The 17,112-nt window shown below is 71.3% G+C and carries 17 protein-coding genes; 5 read left to right on the plus strand and 12 right to left on the minus strand.

Features of this window, described 5'->3' with window-relative positions; all coding sequences use genetic code 11:
• Window positions 1-2: 2 nt before the first annotated feature.
• From ACWCQK_RS16420 to ACWCQK_RS16435, 4 genes are all read right to left on the minus strand, one after another.
• Entirely contained in the window at window positions 3-251 is a 249-nt protein-coding gene (locus ACWCQK_RS16420; protein WP_030341284.1) for an acyl carrier protein, read from the minus strand.
• Window positions 252-351: 100 nt separating this feature from the next.
• Complete coding sequence (locus ACWCQK_RS16425) at window positions 352-1,353, minus strand: beta-ketoacyl-ACP synthase 3 (protein WP_451155823.1); 1,002 nt, start codon at window positions 1,351-1,353, stop codon at window positions 352-354.
• Window positions 1,354-1,375: 22 nt separating this feature from the next.
• The gene (locus tag ACWCQK_RS16430; RefSeq protein WP_451155824.1) at window positions 1,376-2,302 is read right to left on the minus strand and encodes an ACP S-malonyltransferase; all 927 of its coding nucleotides are present in this window, start codon (window positions 2,300-2,302) and stop codon (window positions 1,376-1,378) included.
• An 89-nt stretch (window positions 2,303-2,391) separates the two neighbouring features.
• Entirely contained in the window at window positions 2,392-3,597 is a 1,206-nt protein-coding gene (locus ACWCQK_RS16435) for a PucR family transcriptional regulator (RefSeq protein ID WP_451155825.1), read from the minus strand.
• A 94-nt stretch (window positions 3,598-3,691) separates the two neighbouring features.
• Between ACWCQK_RS16435 and ACWCQK_RS16440 the strand changes: the two genes are divergently transcribed.
• Entirely contained in the window at window positions 3,692-4,348 is a 657-nt protein-coding gene (locus ACWCQK_RS16440) for a pirin family protein (RefSeq protein ID WP_451156029.1), read from the plus strand.
• Between the two features lie 73 nt (window positions 4,349-4,421).
• Here ACWCQK_RS16440 and ACWCQK_RS16445 read toward each other — a convergent pair whose 3' ends face one another.
• Complete coding sequence (locus ACWCQK_RS16445) at window positions 4,422-5,015, minus strand: TetR/AcrR family transcriptional regulator (protein WP_451155826.1); 594 nt, start codon at window positions 5,013-5,015, stop codon at window positions 4,422-4,424.
• Between the two features lie 116 nt (window positions 5,016-5,131).
• Between ACWCQK_RS16445 and ACWCQK_RS16450 the strand changes: the two genes are divergently transcribed.
• Window positions 5,132-5,953 carry an SDR family oxidoreductase gene (locus ACWCQK_RS16450; protein WP_451155827.1) on the plus strand — a complete coding sequence of 274 codons (822 nt, stop codon included), beginning with the start codon at window positions 5,132-5,134 and terminating at the stop codon, window positions 5,951-5,953.
• Window positions 5,954-6,079: 126 nt separating this feature from the next.
• Here the strand turns inward: ACWCQK_RS16450 and ACWCQK_RS16455 are convergent, their stop codons facing one another.
• Both ACWCQK_RS16455 and ACWCQK_RS16460 read right to left on the minus strand, forming a co-directional pair.
• Window positions 6,080-6,901: a serine hydrolase domain-containing protein gene (locus tag ACWCQK_RS16455; RefSeq protein ID WP_451155828.1), complete on the minus strand. Its 822-nt coding sequence runs from the start codon at window positions 6,899-6,901 to the stop codon at window positions 6,080-6,082.
• A 19-nt stretch (window positions 6,902-6,920) separates the two neighbouring features.
• Complete coding sequence (locus tag ACWCQK_RS16460; protein ID WP_451155829.1) at window positions 6,921-7,391, minus strand: GNAT family N-acetyltransferase; 471 nt, start codon at window positions 7,389-7,391, stop codon at window positions 6,921-6,923.
• A 97-nt stretch (window positions 7,392-7,488) separates the two neighbouring features.
• On the opposite strand from ACWCQK_RS16460, the gene ACWCQK_RS16465 reads away from it, so the two are divergent.
• Window positions 7,489-7,974 carry a MerR family transcriptional regulator gene (locus tag ACWCQK_RS16465; RefSeq protein WP_451155830.1) on the plus strand — a complete coding sequence of 162 codons (486 nt, stop codon included), beginning with the start codon at window positions 7,489-7,491 and terminating at the stop codon, window positions 7,972-7,974.
• Between the two features lie 66 nt (window positions 7,975-8,040).
• On the opposite strand, the gene ACWCQK_RS16470 is transcribed toward ACWCQK_RS16465, so the two are convergent.
• From ACWCQK_RS16470 to ACWCQK_RS16480, 3 genes are all read right to left on the minus strand, one after another.
• Complete coding sequence (locus ACWCQK_RS16470; RefSeq protein ID WP_451156030.1) at window positions 8,041-8,901, minus strand: DUF4429 domain-containing protein; 861 nt, start codon at window positions 8,899-8,901, stop codon at window positions 8,041-8,043.
• Window positions 8,902-8,958: 57 nt separating this feature from the next.
• Complete coding sequence (locus ACWCQK_RS16475) at window positions 8,959-10,176, minus strand: alpha/beta hydrolase (protein ID WP_451155831.1); 1,218 nt, start codon at window positions 10,174-10,176, stop codon at window positions 8,959-8,961.
• A gap of 95 nt (window positions 10,177-10,271) precedes the next feature.
• A complete protein-coding gene (locus ACWCQK_RS16480) occupies window positions 10,272-10,913 on the minus strand; it encodes a TetR family transcriptional regulator (protein WP_451155832.1) in 642 nt (213 codons plus the stop codon).
• Between the two features lie 94 nt (window positions 10,914-11,007).
• Between ACWCQK_RS16480 and ACWCQK_RS16485 the strand changes: the two genes are divergently transcribed.
• Window positions 11,008-12,633 (plus strand): MFS transporter, encoded by a 1,626-nt coding sequence (locus ACWCQK_RS16485; protein ID WP_451155833.1) that lies wholly within the window; start codon window positions 11,008-11,010, stop codon window positions 12,631-12,633.
• Window positions 12,634-12,987: 354 nt separating this feature from the next.
• Window positions 12,988-13,266 carry a small hydrophobic protein gene (locus ACWCQK_RS16490; protein ID WP_451156031.1) on the plus strand — a complete coding sequence of 93 codons (279 nt, stop codon included), beginning with the start codon at window positions 12,988-12,990 and terminating at the stop codon, window positions 13,264-13,266.
• A gap of 154 nt (window positions 13,267-13,420) precedes the next feature.
• Here the strand turns inward: ACWCQK_RS16490 and ACWCQK_RS16495 are convergent, their stop codons facing one another.
• Window positions 13,421-14,185: a potassium channel family protein gene (locus ACWCQK_RS16495; protein ID WP_451155834.1), complete on the minus strand. Its 765-nt coding sequence runs from the start codon at window positions 14,183-14,185 to the stop codon at window positions 13,421-13,423.
• A gap of 78 nt (window positions 14,186-14,263) precedes the next feature.
• Window positions 14,264-16,996: a pyruvate dehydrogenase (acetyl-transferring), homodimeric type gene (aceE, locus tag ACWCQK_RS16500; protein WP_451155835.1), complete on the minus strand. Its 2,733-nt coding sequence runs from the start codon at window positions 16,994-16,996 to the stop codon at window positions 14,264-14,266.
• Window positions 16,997-17,112: the final 116 nt, after the last annotated feature.

Raw genomic sequence — 17,112 nt, forward strand, 5'->3', positions numbered from 1 at the left:
GCTCAGGCCTGGTGCTTGAGGATGTAGTCGGTCGCGTCGCCGACGGTCTTGAGGTTCTTGACGTCCTCGTCCGGGATCTTGACGTCGAAGCGCTCTTCGGCGGCGACGACGACCTCGACCATGGACAGCGAGTCGACGTCCAGGTCGTCGGTGAAGGACTTGTCCAGCTGGACGTCCTCAACCGGGATCCCGGCGATCTCGTTCACGATCTCCGCGAGACCGGCGACGATCTCTTCCTGAGTGGCGGCCATGTCGGCGCTCCTTCGTAGTGTTCCAGAGGGTGGGGCGCCCACCGCGTGCGCGGCGGGTGTTGCGTTTCCCGTACCGGACGCATGATCCGGCACGGAGTGCCTAGGGGAGGGTAACGACCGTCGCGGCGTACACGAGACCCGCCCCGAAGCCGATGACGAGCGCGGTGTCGCCGCTCTTCGCCTCGCCGGTCGCCAGAAGCCGCTCCATCGCGAGCGGGATCGAGGCGGCCGAGGTGTTGCCGGTGGTGCGCACGTCACGGGCGACGGTGACCGTCTCCGGCAGCTTGAGTGTCTTCACCATCGAGTCGATGATCCGCTCGTTCGCCTGGTGCGGGATGAAGACGTCCAGTTCGTCCGAGGTGATGCCGGCCGCTTCCAGCGCCTGCTGGGCCACCTTGGCCATCTCGAACACGGCCCAGCGGAACACCGCCTGGCCTTCCTGGGTGATCGCGGGGAACTTCTCGACCTCACCGTCGCGGTAGTCCGTCCACGGCACGGTCTGCTTGATGGTCTCCGACTTGTCGCCCTCCGAGCCCCAGACCGTCGGGCCGATGGCCGGCTCCTGGGAGGGGCCCACGACGACCGCGCCCGCGCCGTCGCCGAACAGGAAGGCCGTGGCCCGGTCCTCCAGGTCGGTCAGGTCGGACAGCCGCTCGACGCCGATGACGAGGACGTACTCCGCGGAACCCTCGACGATCATGCCCTTGGCGAGGGTCAGGCCGTAACCGAAGCCCGCGCAGCCGGCCGAGATGTCGAAGGCGGCGGCCTTGTCGGTGCCGAGCTTGTACGCGATCTCGGTGGCGACGGCCGGGGTCTGCTTGAAGTGCGACACGGTGGAGACGACCACGGCGCCGATCTGCGAGGCGGTGATCCCGGCGTCGGCGATCGCCTTGCCGGACGCCTCCAGGGACATCGCGGCGACGCTCTCCTCGTCGTTCGCCCAGTGCCGCGTCTCGATGCCCGAGCGCGAGCGGATCCACTCGTCGGACGAGTCGATCGTCTCGAGGATCACCTCGTTCGGCACGACCCGGGTGGGCCGGTAACCGCCCACGCCGAGGATGCGCGCGTACGGGGCGCCCTTGCTGGGCTTGATCTTCGGCATGATCGGTCGGCTCCTTATGGCGTCAGGCACGCGCGTGCTCGGCGATGAGCTCGCGAGCCGCGTCGAGGTCGTCGGGGGTCTTCAGGGCCAGCGTCCTGACGCCGGGCAGCGCACGCTTGGCGAGACCGGTCAGCGTGCCACCGGGGCACACCTCGATCAGCGCCGTCACGCCGAGCTCCTTGAAGGTCTCCATGCACAGGTCCCAGCGGACCGGGTTGGCGACCTGGCCGACCAGCCGGGCGACGACCTCGTCACCGGTGGCGACGGTCCGCCCGTCCTTGTTGGAGACGTAGGTGACCGCGGGGTCGGCCGGCACGAGCTGCTCGGCGGCCGCGGCCAGCTTCTGGACCGCCGGGCCCATGTGGTGCGTGTGGAAGGCGCCGGCCACCTTCAGCGCGACGACCCGGCGCACACCCTCGGGCTTGTCCGCCTCCAGCTCGGCGAGCTGCTCCAGCGTGCCCGCGGCCACGATCTGGCCCGCGCCGTTGACGTTGGCCGGGGTCAGGCCCAGCTTCTCCAGGTGCGGCAGGGTCACCTCGGGGTCGCCGCCGAGCAGCGCCGACATCCCGGTCTCGGTGATCGCGGCGGCCTCGGCCATGGCCAGACCGCGCTTGCGCACGAGGGACAGCGCGGCGGAGTCGTCGAGGACGCCCGCGAAGGCGGCGGCGGTGATCTCGCCGACGCTGTGGCCCGCGACCGCGCCGGGCGCGAGATCGGCGATGTCACCGAGTGCCGAGGCGGACAGCAGTCCGGCCGCGACGAGGAGCGGCTGCGCGACAGCCGTGTCCCGGATCGCGTCCGCGTCGGCCTGCGTGCCGTGGTGGACGAGATCGAGCCCGATGGCGTCCGACCACGCGGCGAGGCGGTCGGCGGCACCGGGCAGTTCGAGCCAGGGAGTCAGGAAGCCGGGCGTCTGAGCGCCCTGGCCGGGAGCGACGAGTACGAGCACTCTCACACTCTCTCTTGGGGACGGCCACGGCCGCCCGTGGGGACAGGGACGAAGAACAGAGGGGGGTTTTGTGGGCCCCCGACAAAAAGCTAGGTCTGGAGATCTCCATCGGCCAGACGCCCCAGGATGAGCGCGATCCGCAATGTGAAGGCGGATCGTACATCGGAGGGCGACCAGCCGGTGACGTCTGTCACACGTCGAAGCCGGTAGCGCACGGTATTGGGGTGAACGAACAGCATCCGGGCGGCGCCTTCCAGACTGCTCGCCTGTTCCAGATAGACGCTGAGCGTCTCCAGCAGCGCGGAGCCGGCCTCCTCCAGCGGTCTGTAGATCTCCTCCACCAACTGCTCGCGCGCACCAGGATCACCGGCGATCGCGCGCTCCGGCAGCAGATCGTCCGCCAGTACCGGGCGCGGGGCGTCCTGCCAGGCGGAACACGCCTTCAGTCCCGCCGCGGCGGCCTGCGCGGACCGGGTCCCGGCCAGCAGATCCGGTACGACGGGACCGGCCACGACCGGCCCCTGCGCGAACGGCCCGATCAGCGACCTGGCCACCGCCAGGGGGTTGTCGCTGCCGCCCGCGATCACCACGAGCCGGCTGCCCAGCACCCCCGTGAGCACCTGGAGCTTGGCGTGCCGGGCGGCCCGCCGGATGGCCTCCACGGTCAGTTCCGAGTCACCGTCGGGTGCCGTCCCCAACACGACGCACACATGGTCGGGCGCGCTCCACCCGAGCGCCGCGGCCCGGCTCACCGCGCCCTCGTCGGCCTCCCCGCTGAGTACGGCGTTGACGACGAGCGACTCCAGCCGCGCGTCCCAGGCACCGCGTGCCTCGGCGGCCTGCGCGTAGACCTGGGCGGTGGCGAAGGCGATCTCGCGGGCGTAGACGAGCAGGGCCTCGCGCAGCACGCTCTCGTCGCCCGGGGCGGCGACCTCGTCGATCGCGCTCTCCATGACCTCGATGGTGGTGCGCACCATCTCGACGGTCTGCCGCAGGGTGATGGCCCTGGTCAGCTCGCGCGGCGCGGTGCCGAACACATCGGTGGAGATGGCCTGCGGGGCGTCGGGGTGCCGGAACCACTCGGTGAAGGCGGCGATACCCGCCTGCGCGACGAGTCCGATCCAGGAACGGTTCTCCGGGGGCATCGCCCGGTACCAGGGCAGCGTCTCGTCCATCCGCGCGATGGCATGGACGGCGAGAGTCCCGGCGGACTTCTCCAGCCGCTTCAGGGTCGCGGCGTGCTGGTGGAGGTCGCGCGCTGCGATTCTGGGCTTGCTGGCTTCGGGTTCGGGCACGGGACAAGACTGCCTTATCGGGACGCGCGCGTGCGTCGCCGGGTCGACGGTCCGTCCTCGGCGGGTCCCGCGCGGGTCTACGGTGGTGGGCGTGATGGACGTACGGCGCGCCGGTGAGCGCTATCGCGGAGGGGACCCGGAGGCCGGGATCGACTCCCGGCACGCCTTCTCCTTCGGCCCGCACTACGACCCCGACAACCTCCGGTTCGGCGCGGTGATCGCCTGCAACGAGGAGCGTCTCGTCCCGGGCGCCGGCTTCGACGAACATCCGCACAGCCACACGGAGATCGTGACGTGGGTGGCCGAGGGCGAGCTGACCCACCGCGACTCCGCGGGCCACGAGACGGTGGTCCGCCCCGGGGACGTGCAGCGGCTGAGCGCGGCGGCCGGCGTCCGGCACGTGGAGCGCAACGACGCCGGGACACCCCTGACCTTCGTCCAGATGTGGCTGGCCCCGCGCGACCCCGGCGGCGAGCCCTCCTACGAGATCGTCCGGGGCATCGCCGACTCCACCCCCTACGCCGTCCCGCGGGCGGGCGCGATGCTGCACGTACGGCGCCTGGGCGCCGGGGAGCGGACGGCCGTACCGGACGCGTCCTATGTGTACGTCCATGTCGTGCGCGGCGAAGTGTGTCTGGACGGCGTGGAGTTGGCGGTGGGCGACGCGGCGCGGATCACGGACGCGAAGGATCTGGAGGCGGTGGGGACGACGGGCGCGGAGCTGCTGTTCTGGGAGATGACGGCGGTCTGACGCGGACCCGCTGCCTTCCGAGAGACGGGAGACGGTGGCGGTCCGACGCGGCCTCCGCCGCCTTCCGCTCCGCTCACACCAGGCTGTCGAGTTCGCGGGTGAGGCGGGCGCCCTCGCGGGTCATGATCTCCGGGTCGCGCAGGGCGTTGGAGAGCAGGGACATCCCCTGGTAGGCGCCGACGAGCGCCAGGGCGTGGCCCTCGGGGTCGGGCACGCCGAGCCGGCGGTACTGCTCCTCGACCCAGGTCAGCAGCTTGCGTATGACCAGCCCCGCGCTGACGTCGAGGCCGCCCTCGGCCCGCTTGTCGAGCTCGGTGGCGAGGGTGCCCGTGGGGCAGCCGTAACGGGCCGCGACCTCACGGCCGTCGACCCAGGCGCCGATGAGCTCCTTGAGGCGTTCGCGCGGGTCGGGGAGCTGGTCGAGCCGGTCGGTGAGGGTCTTGAGATGGCTCGCGTGCTCCGAGAGGGCGGCCTCGATCAGCTCGTCCTTGGTCTTGAAGTAGTAGTACACGTTGCCCGTCGGTACCTCGGCGGCGCGGGCGATGTCGGCGATGGTCGTCCGTTCCACGCCCTGCTCGTGCAGGACCCGGGCCGCGGCGGCCGTCAGCTGCCGCCGCTTGCCGCCCGCTCGCGTCCGGGGGCGCGGGGAATCCGTTGAGTCAGTCACCCGACTGACTATAGACAGATGGCCATGGTCCCGTGCTAGCGTCGTACTCGACGGACTTAGTCAGCCGACTGACTAAGAAATGGGCACGTGCTGATGGACGAGTGGGGGAGACCGACATGTTCGTGGTGACGGGTGCGAGCGGGAACGTAGGGCGGGCGCTGGTGGGGCTGCTCACCGAGGCCGGTGTGCCGGTGACGGCGGTGGCCCGGCACATCACGGCCGCCGACGTGCCGCCCGGAGTGCGGGCGGTGGCCGCCGACCTGGCCGAGCCGGCCGGGCTGCGGACCGCGTTCGAGGGCGCCGAGGCACTGTTCCTGCTGGTGGCGGGCGAGGACCCGGACGGAGTCCTGGACGCGGCGAAGACCGCTGGGATCCGCAGGGTGGTGCTGCTGTCCTCCCAGGGGGTGGGGACCCGCCCGCAGGCGTACGGGCACCCGGCCCGGTTCGAGCGGGCCGTGCGGGGGTCCGGGCTCGAGTGGACGGTCCTGAGATCGGGCGGGATGGCCACCAACGCCTTCGCCTGGGCCGAGTCGATCCGCGCCCGGCGCGAGGCCGCGGCGCCGTTCGGTGACGTCGGCCTGCCCTTCGTCGACCCCGACGACGTGGCCGCGGTCGCCGCCGCCGCGCTGCGCCAGGACACCCACCTCGGAGCCACCTACACCCTGACCGGCCCCGCGCCGACCACCCCGCGCGAGCGGGCGGCGGCGATCGCGGCCGCGCTGGGCGAACCGGTGCGCTTCACCGAACAGACCCGGGCGCAGGCGCACGAGCTGATGGCACGGTTCATGCCGCTGCCGGTGGTCGAGGGCACTCTGGCCATCCTGGGCGAGCCGACCGACGCCGAGCGGCGGCCCGGCCCCGATGCCGCCCGCGTCCTGGGCCGGGCCCCGGGCACCTTCGCCGCCTGGGCGGAGCGCAACGCCGAGGCCTTCCGCTGACGGTGCCCGAGTTCATCGTGACCGTGCCGTCCGCCGCACACCGGAGGACGGACCCGCGCTGATCGGCTCGGCGGCGGCGGCCCGGGCGGCCCGGCGCGGCCTGCGCGCCGGGTGCGGCCCGGGGTCTCAGCCGGCGAGTTCCGCCAGCACCGCGTCGGTGAAGGGCGGCCAGGCCTCGGCGGCCCACGGGCCGAAGGGGCGGTCGGCCAGGGCGACGCACCCCGCCCCCGCCACCGGGTCGATCCACAGGAAGGTCCCCGACTGACCGAAGTGCCCGAACGTCCGCGGCGAGGACGAAGCCCCCGTCCAGTGCGGGGACTTCCCGTCCCGGATCTCGAAGCCCAGGCCCCAGTCGTTCGGGTTCTGGTGCCCGTAGCCCGGCAGGACGCCCTTCGTACCCGGGTACTGCACGGTCATCGCCTCGGCGACCGTGCGCGGATCGAGCAGCCGCGGCGCCTGCAGCTCCGCGGCGAACCGCAGCAGGTCCGTGACCGTGGAGATCCCGTCCTTCGCCGGGGAGCCGTCGAGGCTCGTGTCGGTCATGCCGAGCGGCTCGAGCACCGCCTGCCGCAGATAGTCGGCGAAGGGGATGCCGGTCGTCCTGGCGAGGTGGTCCCCGAGCTGTTCGAAGCCCGCGTTGGAGTACAGCCGCCGCTGCCCGGGCGGCGACATCACCCGGTGCTCGTCGAAGGCCAGCCCCGAGGTGTGGGCGAGCAGATGGCGGACCGTCGCACCGGGCGGACCGGCCGGCTCGTCGAACTCGACCGCCCCTTCCTCGTACGCGACGAGCGCGGCGTACGCGGCGAGCGGCTTGGTGACCGAGGCCAGCGGGAAGCGCCGTCCGGCCGGTCCATGGGTCCCCAGGACCGTGCCGTCGGCCCGTACGACACCCGCCGCGGCGGTGGGGACCGACCAGTTCTCGATCAACGCCAAGCTCTTCAAGGACATGACGCCGAGCCTAAGCGGCTCACAGTCTCAGCTCCATCAAGGGGTCCGGCTTGGGCTGGAAGCCGAGGGCGGCGTACAGCGGCTCGGCCTGCGCCGACGCGGTGAGGTGGACCTGGGCCGCGCCGCGCGAGCGGAACCAGTCCAGCAGCCCGTCCATGCAGGCCCGCGCGTATCCGCGGCGACGCGCGTCCGGGTCGGTGGCCACACTGAAGACGAAGCCGACGATCCCCTCGGGGTTGCCCGGCCGGCCGATCCGGTACTCGATCGTCCCGACCACCAGCGCCGCCAGCGCCCCCGGCCGCTCCGGATGGTCCACGACGAACGCGGCGAAGTCCCCGTCGGGCTCGGACAGCCTGGCCAGCAGCGTCGGCAGGGACCGCGTGTGCCACTCGGTCGGACCGTCCGAGGGCGTCATCGAATCGATCATCACCTGGCGAAGGCGCAGCACTTCCGGCGCGTCCTCGGGTGCCGCACGGCGTACGAGACTCATGGGCCGCACGTTAACCGTCCCGATCACGCCACGTCCTGCCGATTTCTCACCGGTTCCGCTTGCTTGGAGTGCACTCCAAGGCCATAGCGTGGAGGGCATGACGGTGATGCAGACCACGCCCGCGGCCACCGAGCAAGCCCCCACCCCCGCAGACATCTGCTCGGCACCGCCCCGCCGGCATCCGCGCCCCGACGGCCAGGACAGCTACACGATCAGCGAGGTCGTCGCGATCACCGGCCTCACCGCGCACACCCTGCGCTGGTACGAGCGGATCGGCCTGATGTCCCACATCGACCGTTCGCACACCGGCCAGCGCCGTTACAGCAACCGCGACCTGGACTGGCTCGACCTGGTCGGCAAGCTGCGGCTGACCGGCATGCCGGTCGCCGACATGGTCCGGTACGCGGAGCTGGTGCGCGAGGGCGAGAACACCTACGAAGAGCGGCGTGACCTGCTGGAGGCGACCCGCCGGGACGTCCAGGCCAGGATCGCGGAGCTCCACGACACCCTCGCCGTGCTCGACCGGAAGATCACCTTCTATTCGGACGCCGGGCGCGTCTACGAGGCGGAACGCGCGGGCTGAAGGCACGGGCCTGAGGCACGGGCTGAGGTGGCGGCCTGAGGCGGGCGGGCTGAGGCGGGCGGGCCGCTACAACTCCGCCAGGAGTTCGGCCTTCTTCACCGAGAACTCCTCGTCCGTCACCAGTCCCGCCCGGTGCAGCTCTCCGAGGTGCCGGATCCGCTCGGCGATGTCGGCGGGATCGCGGCGCGGGGCCGGTACGGGCACCACTCCCGCGGGCCCGCCGGCCCGCACCGCGGCCAGCACGGCCGCGGCGAACGGCAGCGACTCGTGCACCGGCCCGTAGCCCAGCCCGAACACCACCGCCGCCGGATCCTGGTCGGCCGGCGCCGACTGCGGCTGGGCCGCGTCCCGCCGCAGCAGCCGTAGATGTCCCTCGAAGACCTCGGGGGAGCGCCACTCGACCCCGGCGAGCGCGGTGACCGGGAAGCTCTGGTCGCCGGCCTTCCACTTCGTCGACGACGCGCCCGTCCAGAACCAGCGGAAGGACACCGTCCGGCCGTCGAAGGACGCCTTCGCGTCGTACGCCTTGAACTGCCGGGGCGCCTCGGGCGCGGGCACCAGATGGCGTTCGGCCGGGCCGGACTCGGTGAGCAGGGCGCGCAGTTCGTCTGCGTAGTACTCGGCGAGCGTCTCGCGCTCGGCCGGCAGGACGAGGCGGTAGGGGTCGGCCCCCTCCTTGAGCTGACCGGCGGCCGCCTCCATCAGCGGGTCGGCGCCCGGCCTGGGCTCGGCGCGCAGAACGACCGTGCCGCGCTTGCCGGGAGTGAGTGTCACCGCCTCGATCGCCGCGAGCGGGACGCGCCTCTCACCCAGCGCCTGAAAGAGCTTGGGTGTGCGAATGCCCCGTTCGTAGCGGATGAGCACGGAGTCGGACTCGAACTCCCAGGCGGCATGAAATCCGGCCAGTACATCACCCATGCGGCTCATCGTATGCGGCACGCGCTCCTCCGTCGCCTCCCCGGGCGGACCGCAGTTCCTGCGCTTCTACGCGCGTTCCGCCGCCGCCTCGCCGGGCAGACCCGCCCGGCACCCGTCATCTTCGTGTGCGCACTCGACCGCCTGGTACGCGCCCGCGCCGATGTCGGCCAGGTTGCGCAGGCTGTCCGTGCCCGGCTCGAAATAGCCGCTGTGGCCCTTCGCGTCCCGCGCCGACAGCACCCGCGCGCCGAACGCGGCGGACACCGGGTCGGCGCCGTGCCCGAACCCCCCGACCTCCAGGTACGGCACGTCCTGCACCCAGTCGTCGGGGTCGCGCATCGCCCACACCCGGGCGGAGGTGTCCAGGTGGGCGGCGTTCGTCACGCGCATGCCGGGGCTGGCGGCCACGGCTATGTCGACCACCCGGCGCGGCATGCCGTGCGCGGCGATCCCGCAGAGCACCGAGCCGTAGCTGTGGCAGAACACGGAGACCGGCGCGCCGCCGGGCAGCGCGCGCAGCAGCGCGTTGAGCCGGACGGCGCCGTCCTCGGCGCGCATCGCGGTGGCCGAGTCGATGCCGAGTCCGGCGGGGGCCGTGTAGTCGGCCCAGGCGATCACGGCCGTACGGGTCGAGGGCTCGGCCGCGCGCTCGGCGGCGTAGAGGGCCTTGGCCATGCCGACGGGCGCCGTGTACTTGCGGTTCGTGCGCTGGAAGGTGAGCAGGTCGGTGTCGACGCCGGGGACGACGACCGAGACCCGGTCGGCCTCGGTGAGGTCGCCGAGCACCTCGGCGACCCGGCCGGAGCCCGCCGGGTCGAAGGCGAGGATCTGCCGGCCACCGCTCATCATCGAATCGAAGCGGTGCATGCGGCGCCCGGCTTCCTGCTGCCCCGCCGGGCTCAGCCGCTTGTCGTGCATGCGTTCGCTCTCGACCGCGCGGGCCTGGCCGAGCGCGACGCGGTTGGCGCGGTAGCGGAGCTTGACCGGGGCGCCGTTCATGTTGCCGACCGCGAGCGGGTAGCGGGTCGCGAGCCGGTTGCGCTCCTGCGCGGTGAGCGAGGCGAAGAACCGGGAGAGGCGGGCCGGGGCCGCGTGCGGGTCCGGGAGCCGGTGGCCGGCGACGCTGCCGCGCTCCCAAGCCGTCAGTGAGACCTGGAGCGCCGACGTCTCCTCGTGCTGACGCAGTGCCGTCCAGCCGGTGGTCGCCAGCATCACGAACACGACGGCCAGTGCGAGCAGTGCGCGCCAGACGTTGAGCTGCGGGGAGGAGTCGAAGGAAGTCACTGGGAGGACACACTAGGAGAACGGGAGGGTCTCGCGGTAACCGAGTGATCGGGATCACGTTTCGGCCCGCGTGACGTTGACCTCAGACGATGACGTCAGGGGGTGCGCCAGTGGCCGGTGAGCGCGGGCCCCACCTGATCGAGGTAGCGGGCGGTCAGCTCCCGGATGGCCGCCGGGCTGAAGTCCTCGCCCGTGCTCCACTGCCGTTCCGTCACCCGGATCACCGCGCCGAACACGGCCACCGCGAGGCGCGGGCGCGGATCGGTCTCCAGGTCGAGGCCCTCGCGCTCGGCGAGCACGCGCGCGATCTTCTCCTCCGTCTCCGCCGAGCGGCGCAGATGGGCGGCGAGCAGCGCGGGCGTCGACTCGATCGTCCGGTACATCCGTACGTACAGCTCGACCGGGACGACGGCCGCGATCGCCTCGCTGAGCCGGTCCCAGCCGTCCAGCACGGCCTTGCGCATGGCCTCCATCGGGGCCTCGTGCGGCGGCCGCGCGCCCACCGACGCGACGAAGTGCGCCTCCGCCATCTCCTGGACGGCGAACGCGGCCTCCTCCTTGCCGGCGAAGTAGCGGAAGAAGGTGCGCTGCGAGACCTCGACGGCCTCGGTGATGTCGTCGACGGTGGTCCGCTCGTACCCGCGCGTGGTGAACAGTTCGAGAGCCGCCAGCAGCAGCGCGTCCCGGGTACGCCGCTTCTTGCGCTCGCGCAGTCCCGGCTGTGACGCCGTGTCCATCGGGTCTCTCCCATCTGTTCGGTACGAGGCGTGACAGTTACCGACTTGTGAACTCGTTTGTCAATTGTCAGCGGCTGTCACTAACTTTGGCCGCATGACTAGTCAGACCACCATCGACACGACGGGGCCGGGGGACAAGGCGCCCGCCGCCACCCCGCCCGGACCGGCTCCGGCGGCCTCCGGACTGCGCGGGCACCCGTGGTTCACGCTCATAACCGTCGCCGTCGGCGTCATGATGGTGGCCCTCGACGGCACCATCGTGGCCATCGCCAACCCGGCGATCCAGAAGGACCTCGGCGCCACCTTCGCCCAGGTCCAGTGGATCACCAACGGCTACTTCCTCGCCCTCGCGGTCTCCCTGATCACCGCGGGCAAGCTCGGTGACCGCTTCGGCCACCGCCAGACCTTCCTCATCGGCGTGGTCGGCTTCGCCGCCGCCTCGGGCGCGATCGGCCTGTCCGACAGCATCGCGTTCGTCGTCACCTTCCGCGTCTTCCAGGGGCTGTTCGGCGCGCTGCTGATGCCGGCCGCGCTCGGCCTGCTGCGGGCCACGTTCCCGGCCGAGAAGCTCAACATGGCCATCGGCATCTGGGGCATGGTCATCGGTGCCTCCACCGCGGGCGGCCCGATCCTCGGCGGTGTGCTCGTCGAGCACGTGAACTGGCAGTCGGTGTTCTTCATCAACGTGCCGGTCGGCGTCCTGGCCCTGGTGCTGGGCGGCCTGATCCTGCTCGACCACCGGGCCGAGAACGCCCCGCGCTCCTTCGACGTCCTGGGCATCGCGCTGCTCTCCGGTGCGATGTTCTGCCTGGTCTGGGCGCTGATCAAGGCTCCGGCGTGGGGCTGGGGCGCCGGGCAGACCTGGGCCTTCGTGGTCGGGTCCCTCGCCCTCTTCGCGGCGTTCGCCTACTGGGAGACGAGGGTCAAGGAGCCGCTCATCCCGCTGGGGCTGTTCCGCTCGGTGGCGCTGTCGGCGGGCGTGATCCTGATGGTCCTGATGGCCATCGCCTTCATGGGCGGCCTGTTCTTCGTGACGTTCTACCTCCAGAACGTCCACGGCATGAGCCCGATCGACGCCGGTCTGCACCTGCTGCCGCTCACCGGCATGATGATCGTCGGTTCGCCGCTGGCCGGCCTGCTGATCACCAAGCTCGGCCCGCGCATCCCGCTGGCCGGCGGCATGGCGTCCGTCGCGATCGCCATGTACGGCATGTCCACGCTGGAGACGGACACCGGCAGCGGCATCATGTCGCTCTGGTTCGCCCTGCTGGGCCTCGGCCTCGCGCCGGTCATGGTCGGTGCCACGGAGGTCATCGTCGGCAACGCCCCGATGGAGCTCTCCGGTGTGGCCGGCGGTCTCCAGCAGGCGGCGATGCAGATCGGCGGCAGCCTCGGCACCGCCGTGCTCGGCGCGGTGATGGCGTCCAAGGTGGACAGTGACCTCCCCGGCAACTGGAAGGCCGCGGGCCTGCCGCCGCTCACCCCCGCCCAGCTCGACCAGGCCTCCGAGGCGGTCCAGGTGGGCGTGGCACCGGTGGCCAAGGGCACTCCGGAGGCGATCGTCGCGAAGATCACGGATGTCGCGCACGACACCTTCATCTCCGGCATGAGCCTGGCGTCGCTCGTCGCCGCCGTCGTGGCGGTGGTGGCGGTCTTCGTCGCCTTCCTCACCAAGCGGGGCGAGAACGCGGAGGCGGGCGCGGGAGCGGCCCACATCTGACGTCATTCTGACGGGGTTTCACAGAAAATTCCCCTATCAGGGTGACAGAGCTAAAGATTCCTGTTCTCCGGTACGCGCCGCAGGTCACAGTGGGTCAAGCCCTCCGGTACGGAATGTTCCACCGGCACGTTCCGTACGGCGGGGAGGGCGGCCCGGGCCGCGGCGCGCTACCGGAGGGGGGCAGCGCGCCCAGGCCCGTGGGCCGAAGAGCCGGGTCCCCAGGGCCCGATGAGCGGGCCGGAGCGTCCGACGGGCGGGGGCCCGAGGGACCCGATGACTTGAGGCCCATATCGGGGGTACCCGCACCTATGAACCCCGATGCACATCCAACTCTTCCCGGGGTTCTGGGAGTTGATGATGGCGGGCTTCGGACAGGGAACACGCGGGTACCCCCGCTCACGTGGCCGGATGAGGTCACGGACCGGGCCGGATCGCGCGACGCTCGGAATCATCGGAGTCATCTGCGCGGTCGCCGGATTCTTCGTGCTGGGGATCGTCCTCGGCCCCGCGGCGATCGTCTGCGGCTGGCTCGCCATGGGCCGCACCTGGGCGGGCACCCGCTCGGTCCCGGCCCTGATCGCCGTCGTACTGGGCGCGATAGACACGCTCCTGGCGATCCTGTGGCTGGCGTAGCTCATGCAGTTCATGCCGCTCGTGCAGCCGTGCAGCCGTAGGGGCACGGACGCGGGCAGGCGTGCCGCCGGGCGGCACGGGCGGGCGCGACGGCATCCCGCGAGCGCGGGGTGAGCGCGCCCGCCCGCCCCCGGTGCGGCGCCGGGCCGGCGGGTCAGTGCGGCTGTTCCCCCACCAGGGGCTGACGCGCGGCCCCCGTACGCGACAGCGTCGCGACCTCCTCGCGCAGAGCCCTGACCTCCTCCGTCAGCCGCTCGATCGCCTCCGTCTGCCGGCGCTCCTCCACGTCGTCCTTCTCGAACCGCGCGATGAACCACGCGGCGATGTTCGCGGTCACGACACCCAGCAGGGCGATGCCCGACAGCATCAGCCCCACGGCCAGCACCCGTCCCATGCCGGTGGTCGGCGCGTGGTCCCCGTACCCGACGGTCGTCATCGTCGTGAAGGACCACCACACGGCGTCACCCAGCGTGCGGATGTTCCCGTTCGGTGAGTCCCGCTCCACCGACAGCACGGCCAGCGACCCGAACATCAGCAGCCCGACGACCGCCCCGCCGACATACGTCGTCAGCCGGATCTGCGAGGCCATCCGTGCCCGCCGCCCCACCAGCATCAGTGTCGCCACCAGACGCAACAGCCGTAGCGGCTGGAGGATCGGCAGCACCACCGCGAACAGGTCCAGCCAGTGCGAGCGGACGAACTCCCGGCGACGCGGGGCCATCGCGAACCGCACCAGGTAGTCGGCGGCGAACGACCCCCACACCACCCATTCGGTCACCGTGCACGCGGCCGTCAGCGAGTGCCCGGCCGAACTGTCCACGATCGGCACGGCATAGGCGACGGTGAACACCACGGCGAGCGCCAGCAGTGGCCGCTGGGTGAGCTGTTCCCAGCGGGCTTGCGCCGATTGTTCCTGCATGACCGCATCGTAGGGAACGCGTGGAGGGCGGCGGGACCGACAGGTCCCGCCGCCCTCCACCTGGTCAGGCGCGTGGTGTCACGCGTCGCCGCCGGCCGCGCCCGGATGCGCCGCCGCGACGTCGAGCAGCTGGTACCGGTCGATGGCCTGCTTCAGCACCGACCGGTCGACCTTGCCCTCGCGCGCCAGCTCGGTCAGCACCGCGACCACGATCGACTGCGCGTCGATGTGGAAGAACCGGCGTGCCGCGCCGCGCGTGTCGGCGAACCCGAACCCGTCGGCGCCCAGCGACTGGTACGTCCCCGGCACCCACCGGGCGATCTGGTCCGGAACCGAACGCATCCAGTCGGAGACCGCCACGACCGGACCCTCGGCCCCGCTCAGCCGCTGCGTCACGTACGGCACCCGCTGCTCCTCCTCCGGGTGCAGCAGGTTGTGCCGCTCGACGTCCACCGCCTCGCGCCGCAGCTCGTTCCAGGAGGTCGCCGACCACACGTCGGCGCGTACGTTCCACTCCTCGGCCAGGATCCGCTGCGCCTCGACGGCCCACGGCACGGCCACGCCCGACGCGATGATCTGCGCCGGGACCGTGCCCGCCGAGCCGGCGGCGATGCGGTGGAGGCCCTTGAGGATGCCCTCCACGTCGACGTCCGCGGGTTCGGCCGGGTGCTGGATCGGCTCGTTGTAGACGGTGAGGTAGTAGAAGACGTCCTCGCTGTCCGGGCCGTACATCCGGCGCAGGCCGTCCTGCACGATGTGCGCGATCTCGTACCCGTACGCCGGGTCGTAGGCGACACAGCCGGGGTTCGTCGAGGCGAGCAGCTGGGAGTGGCCGTCCGCGTGCTGAAGGCCCTCGCCGGTCAGGGTCGTCCGTCCGGCGGTCGCACCCAGGACGAAACCGCGCGCGAGCTGGTCGGCCATCTGCCAGAACTGGTCACCGGTGCGCTGGAAACCGAACATCGAGTAGAAGACGTAGACCGGGATGAGCGGCTCGCCGTGCGTGGCGTAGGCCGAGCCGGCCGCGATCAGCGAGGCCGTGCAGCCCGCCTCGGAGATGCCGTCGTGCAGCATCTGCCCGGTGGGCGACTCCTTGTAGGCCAGCAGCAGGTCGCGGTCCACGGACTCGTACTGCTGCCCCAGCGGGTTGTAGATCTTCGCGCTCGGGAAGAACGAGTCCATGCCGAACGTGCGGTACTCGTCCGGCGCGATCAGCACGAACCGCCTGCCGATCTCCTTGTCCCGCATGAGGTCCTTCAGCAACCGGACGAACGCCATGGTCGTGGCGATCGACTGCTGCCCGGAGCCCTTCTTCACGGTCGCGTACGTCTTGTCGTCCGGCAGGGCCAGCGGCTGGGAGCGCACGACGCGCGTCGGGACGTACCCGCCGAGCCCCTTGCGCCGGTCGTGCATGTACTGGAGTTCCTCGGAGTCGCGGCCCGGGTGGTAGTACGGCGGCGCGCCGGACTCCAGCTCCTGGTCGGAGATCGGCAGGTGCAGCCGGTCCCGGAAGCCCTTGAGGTCGGCGACCGTCAGTTTCTTCATCTGGTGCGTGGCGTTGCGGCCCTCGAAGTTCGGGCCCAGCGTCCAGCCCTTGATGGTCTTGGCCAGGATGACCGTGGGCTGGCCGCTGTGCTCGACGGCGGCCTTGAAGGCGGCGTAGATCTTGCGGTGGTCGTGGCCGCCGCGGCCCAGGTGCAGGATCTGGTCGTCGGTCATGTTCTGGACCATCGAGCGCAGCCGGTGGTCGTCGCCGAAGAAGTGGTCGCGGATGTACCCGCCGGACTCGGTGGCGTACGTCTGGAACTGGCCGTCCGGGGTCGTGTTCATCTTGTTGACGAGGATGCCGTCGCGGTCCTGGGCGAGCAGCGGGTCCCACGTCCGGTCCCAGATCAGCTTGATCACGTTCCAGCCGGCGCCCCGGAAGACCGACTCCAGCTCCTGGATGATCTTGCCGTTGCCGCGCACCGGCCCGTCGAGCCGCTGGAGGTTGCAGTTGACGACGAAGGTCAGGTTGTCCAAGCCCTCGCGCGCGGCGATGCTCAGCTGGCCCAGCGACTCCGGCTCGTCCATCTCGCCGTCGCCGAGGAACGCCCACACGTGCGACCGGGAGGTGTCGGCGATGCCGCGCGCGTGCATGTAGCGGTTCATCCGGGCCTGGTAGATCGCGCCGATCGGGCCGAGGCCCATCGACACGGTCGGGAACTCCCAGAACCCGGGCATCAGCCGCGGGTGCGGATACGAGGACAGTCCGTACGGGGTCTTGGACTTCTCCTGGCGGAATCCGTCCAGGTGCTGGTCGCTGAGGCGGTCCAGCAGGTAGGCGCGCGCGTAGATGCCCGGGGAGGCGTGACCCTGGAAGAAGACCTGGTCGCCGCCGTCGCCCTCGTCCTTGCCGCGGAAGAAGTGGTTGAAGCCCACGTCGTACAGCGAGGCGGAGGAGGCGAAGGTGGCGATGTGGCCGCCGACGCCGATGCCGGGCCGCTGGGCGCGGGAGACCATCACGGCCGCGTTCCAGCGGGTCGCGTTGAGGATCCGGCGCTCGATCTCCTCGTTGCCCGGGAAGAAGGGCTCGGCCCTGGTCGGGATGGTGTTGACGTAGTCCGTGCTGCGCATCTCCGGCACGGCCACGCGCTTCTCGCGGGCCCGCTCGATCAGCCGGAGCATGAGGTACCGGGCACGCTCCCGGCCGCGCTCGTCGATGGCCGCGTCCAGGGAGTCGAGCCACTCCTGGGTTTCTTCGGGATCGAAGTCAGGAACCTGACTCGGAAGGCCGCCAATGATGATCGGGTTTCGATCGGATCCGGAAGCCACGCTGTTCCTTACTTGTCAGAGGGCTGTTTTTGCTGTTCTTTCCCGGGTTCTCGGTAGTCCTGCACCGTTCCCCATCGTGTACCTCGGGGCGGCAATCGTCATCTCTACTCAGAGGT

Source organism: Streptomyces sp. NPDC002306, from assembly GCF_053593435.1.

Bases quoted from the DNA above. Each gene is read 5' to 3' on its own strand.
- ACWCQK_RS16460 (WP_451155829.1), bottom strand. From the start codon at position 7,391: ATGAGTCTCGTACGCCGTGCGGCACCCGAGGACGCGCCGGAAGTGCTG.
- ACWCQK_RS16490 (WP_451156031.1), top strand. From the start codon at position 12,988: ATGATGGCGGGCTTCGGACAGGGAACACGCGGGTACCCCCGCTCACGT.
- ACWCQK_RS16425 (WP_451155823.1), bottom strand. From the start codon at position 1,353: ATGCCGAAGATCAAGCCCAGCAAGGGCGCCCCGTACGCGCGCATCCTC.
- ACWCQK_RS16455 (WP_451155828.1), bottom strand. From the start codon at position 6,901: ATGTCCTTGAAGAGCTTGGCGTTGATCGAGAACTGGTCGGTCCCCACC.
- ACWCQK_RS16420 (WP_030341284.1), bottom strand. From the start codon at position 251: ATGGCCGCCACTCAGGAAGAGATCGTCGCCGGTCTCGCGGAGATCGTG.
- ACWCQK_RS16485 (WP_451155833.1), top strand. From the start codon at position 11,008: ATGACTAGTCAGACCACCATCGACACGACGGGGCCGGGGGACAAGGCG.
- ACWCQK_RS16465 (WP_451155830.1), top strand. From the start codon at position 7,489: ATGACGGTGATGCAGACCACGCCCGCGGCCACCGAGCAAGCCCCCACC.
- ACWCQK_RS16450 (WP_451155827.1), top strand. From the start codon at position 5,132: ATGTTCGTGGTGACGGGTGCGAGCGGGAACGTAGGGCGGGCGCTGGTG.
- ACWCQK_RS16440 (WP_451156029.1), top strand. From the start codon at position 3,692: ATGGACGTACGGCGCGCCGGTGAGCGCTATCGCGGAGGGGACCCGGAG.
- ACWCQK_RS16480 (WP_451155832.1), bottom strand. From the start codon at position 10,913: ATGGACACGGCGTCACAGCCGGGACTGCGCGAGCGCAAGAAGCGGCGT.
- ACWCQK_RS16470 (WP_451156030.1), bottom strand. From the start codon at position 8,901: ATGAGCCGCATGGGTGATGTACTGGCCGGATTTCATGCCGCCTGGGAG.
- ACWCQK_RS16495 (WP_451155834.1), bottom strand. From the start codon at position 14,185: ATGCAGGAACAATCGGCGCAAGCCCGCTGGGAACAGCTCACCCAGCGG.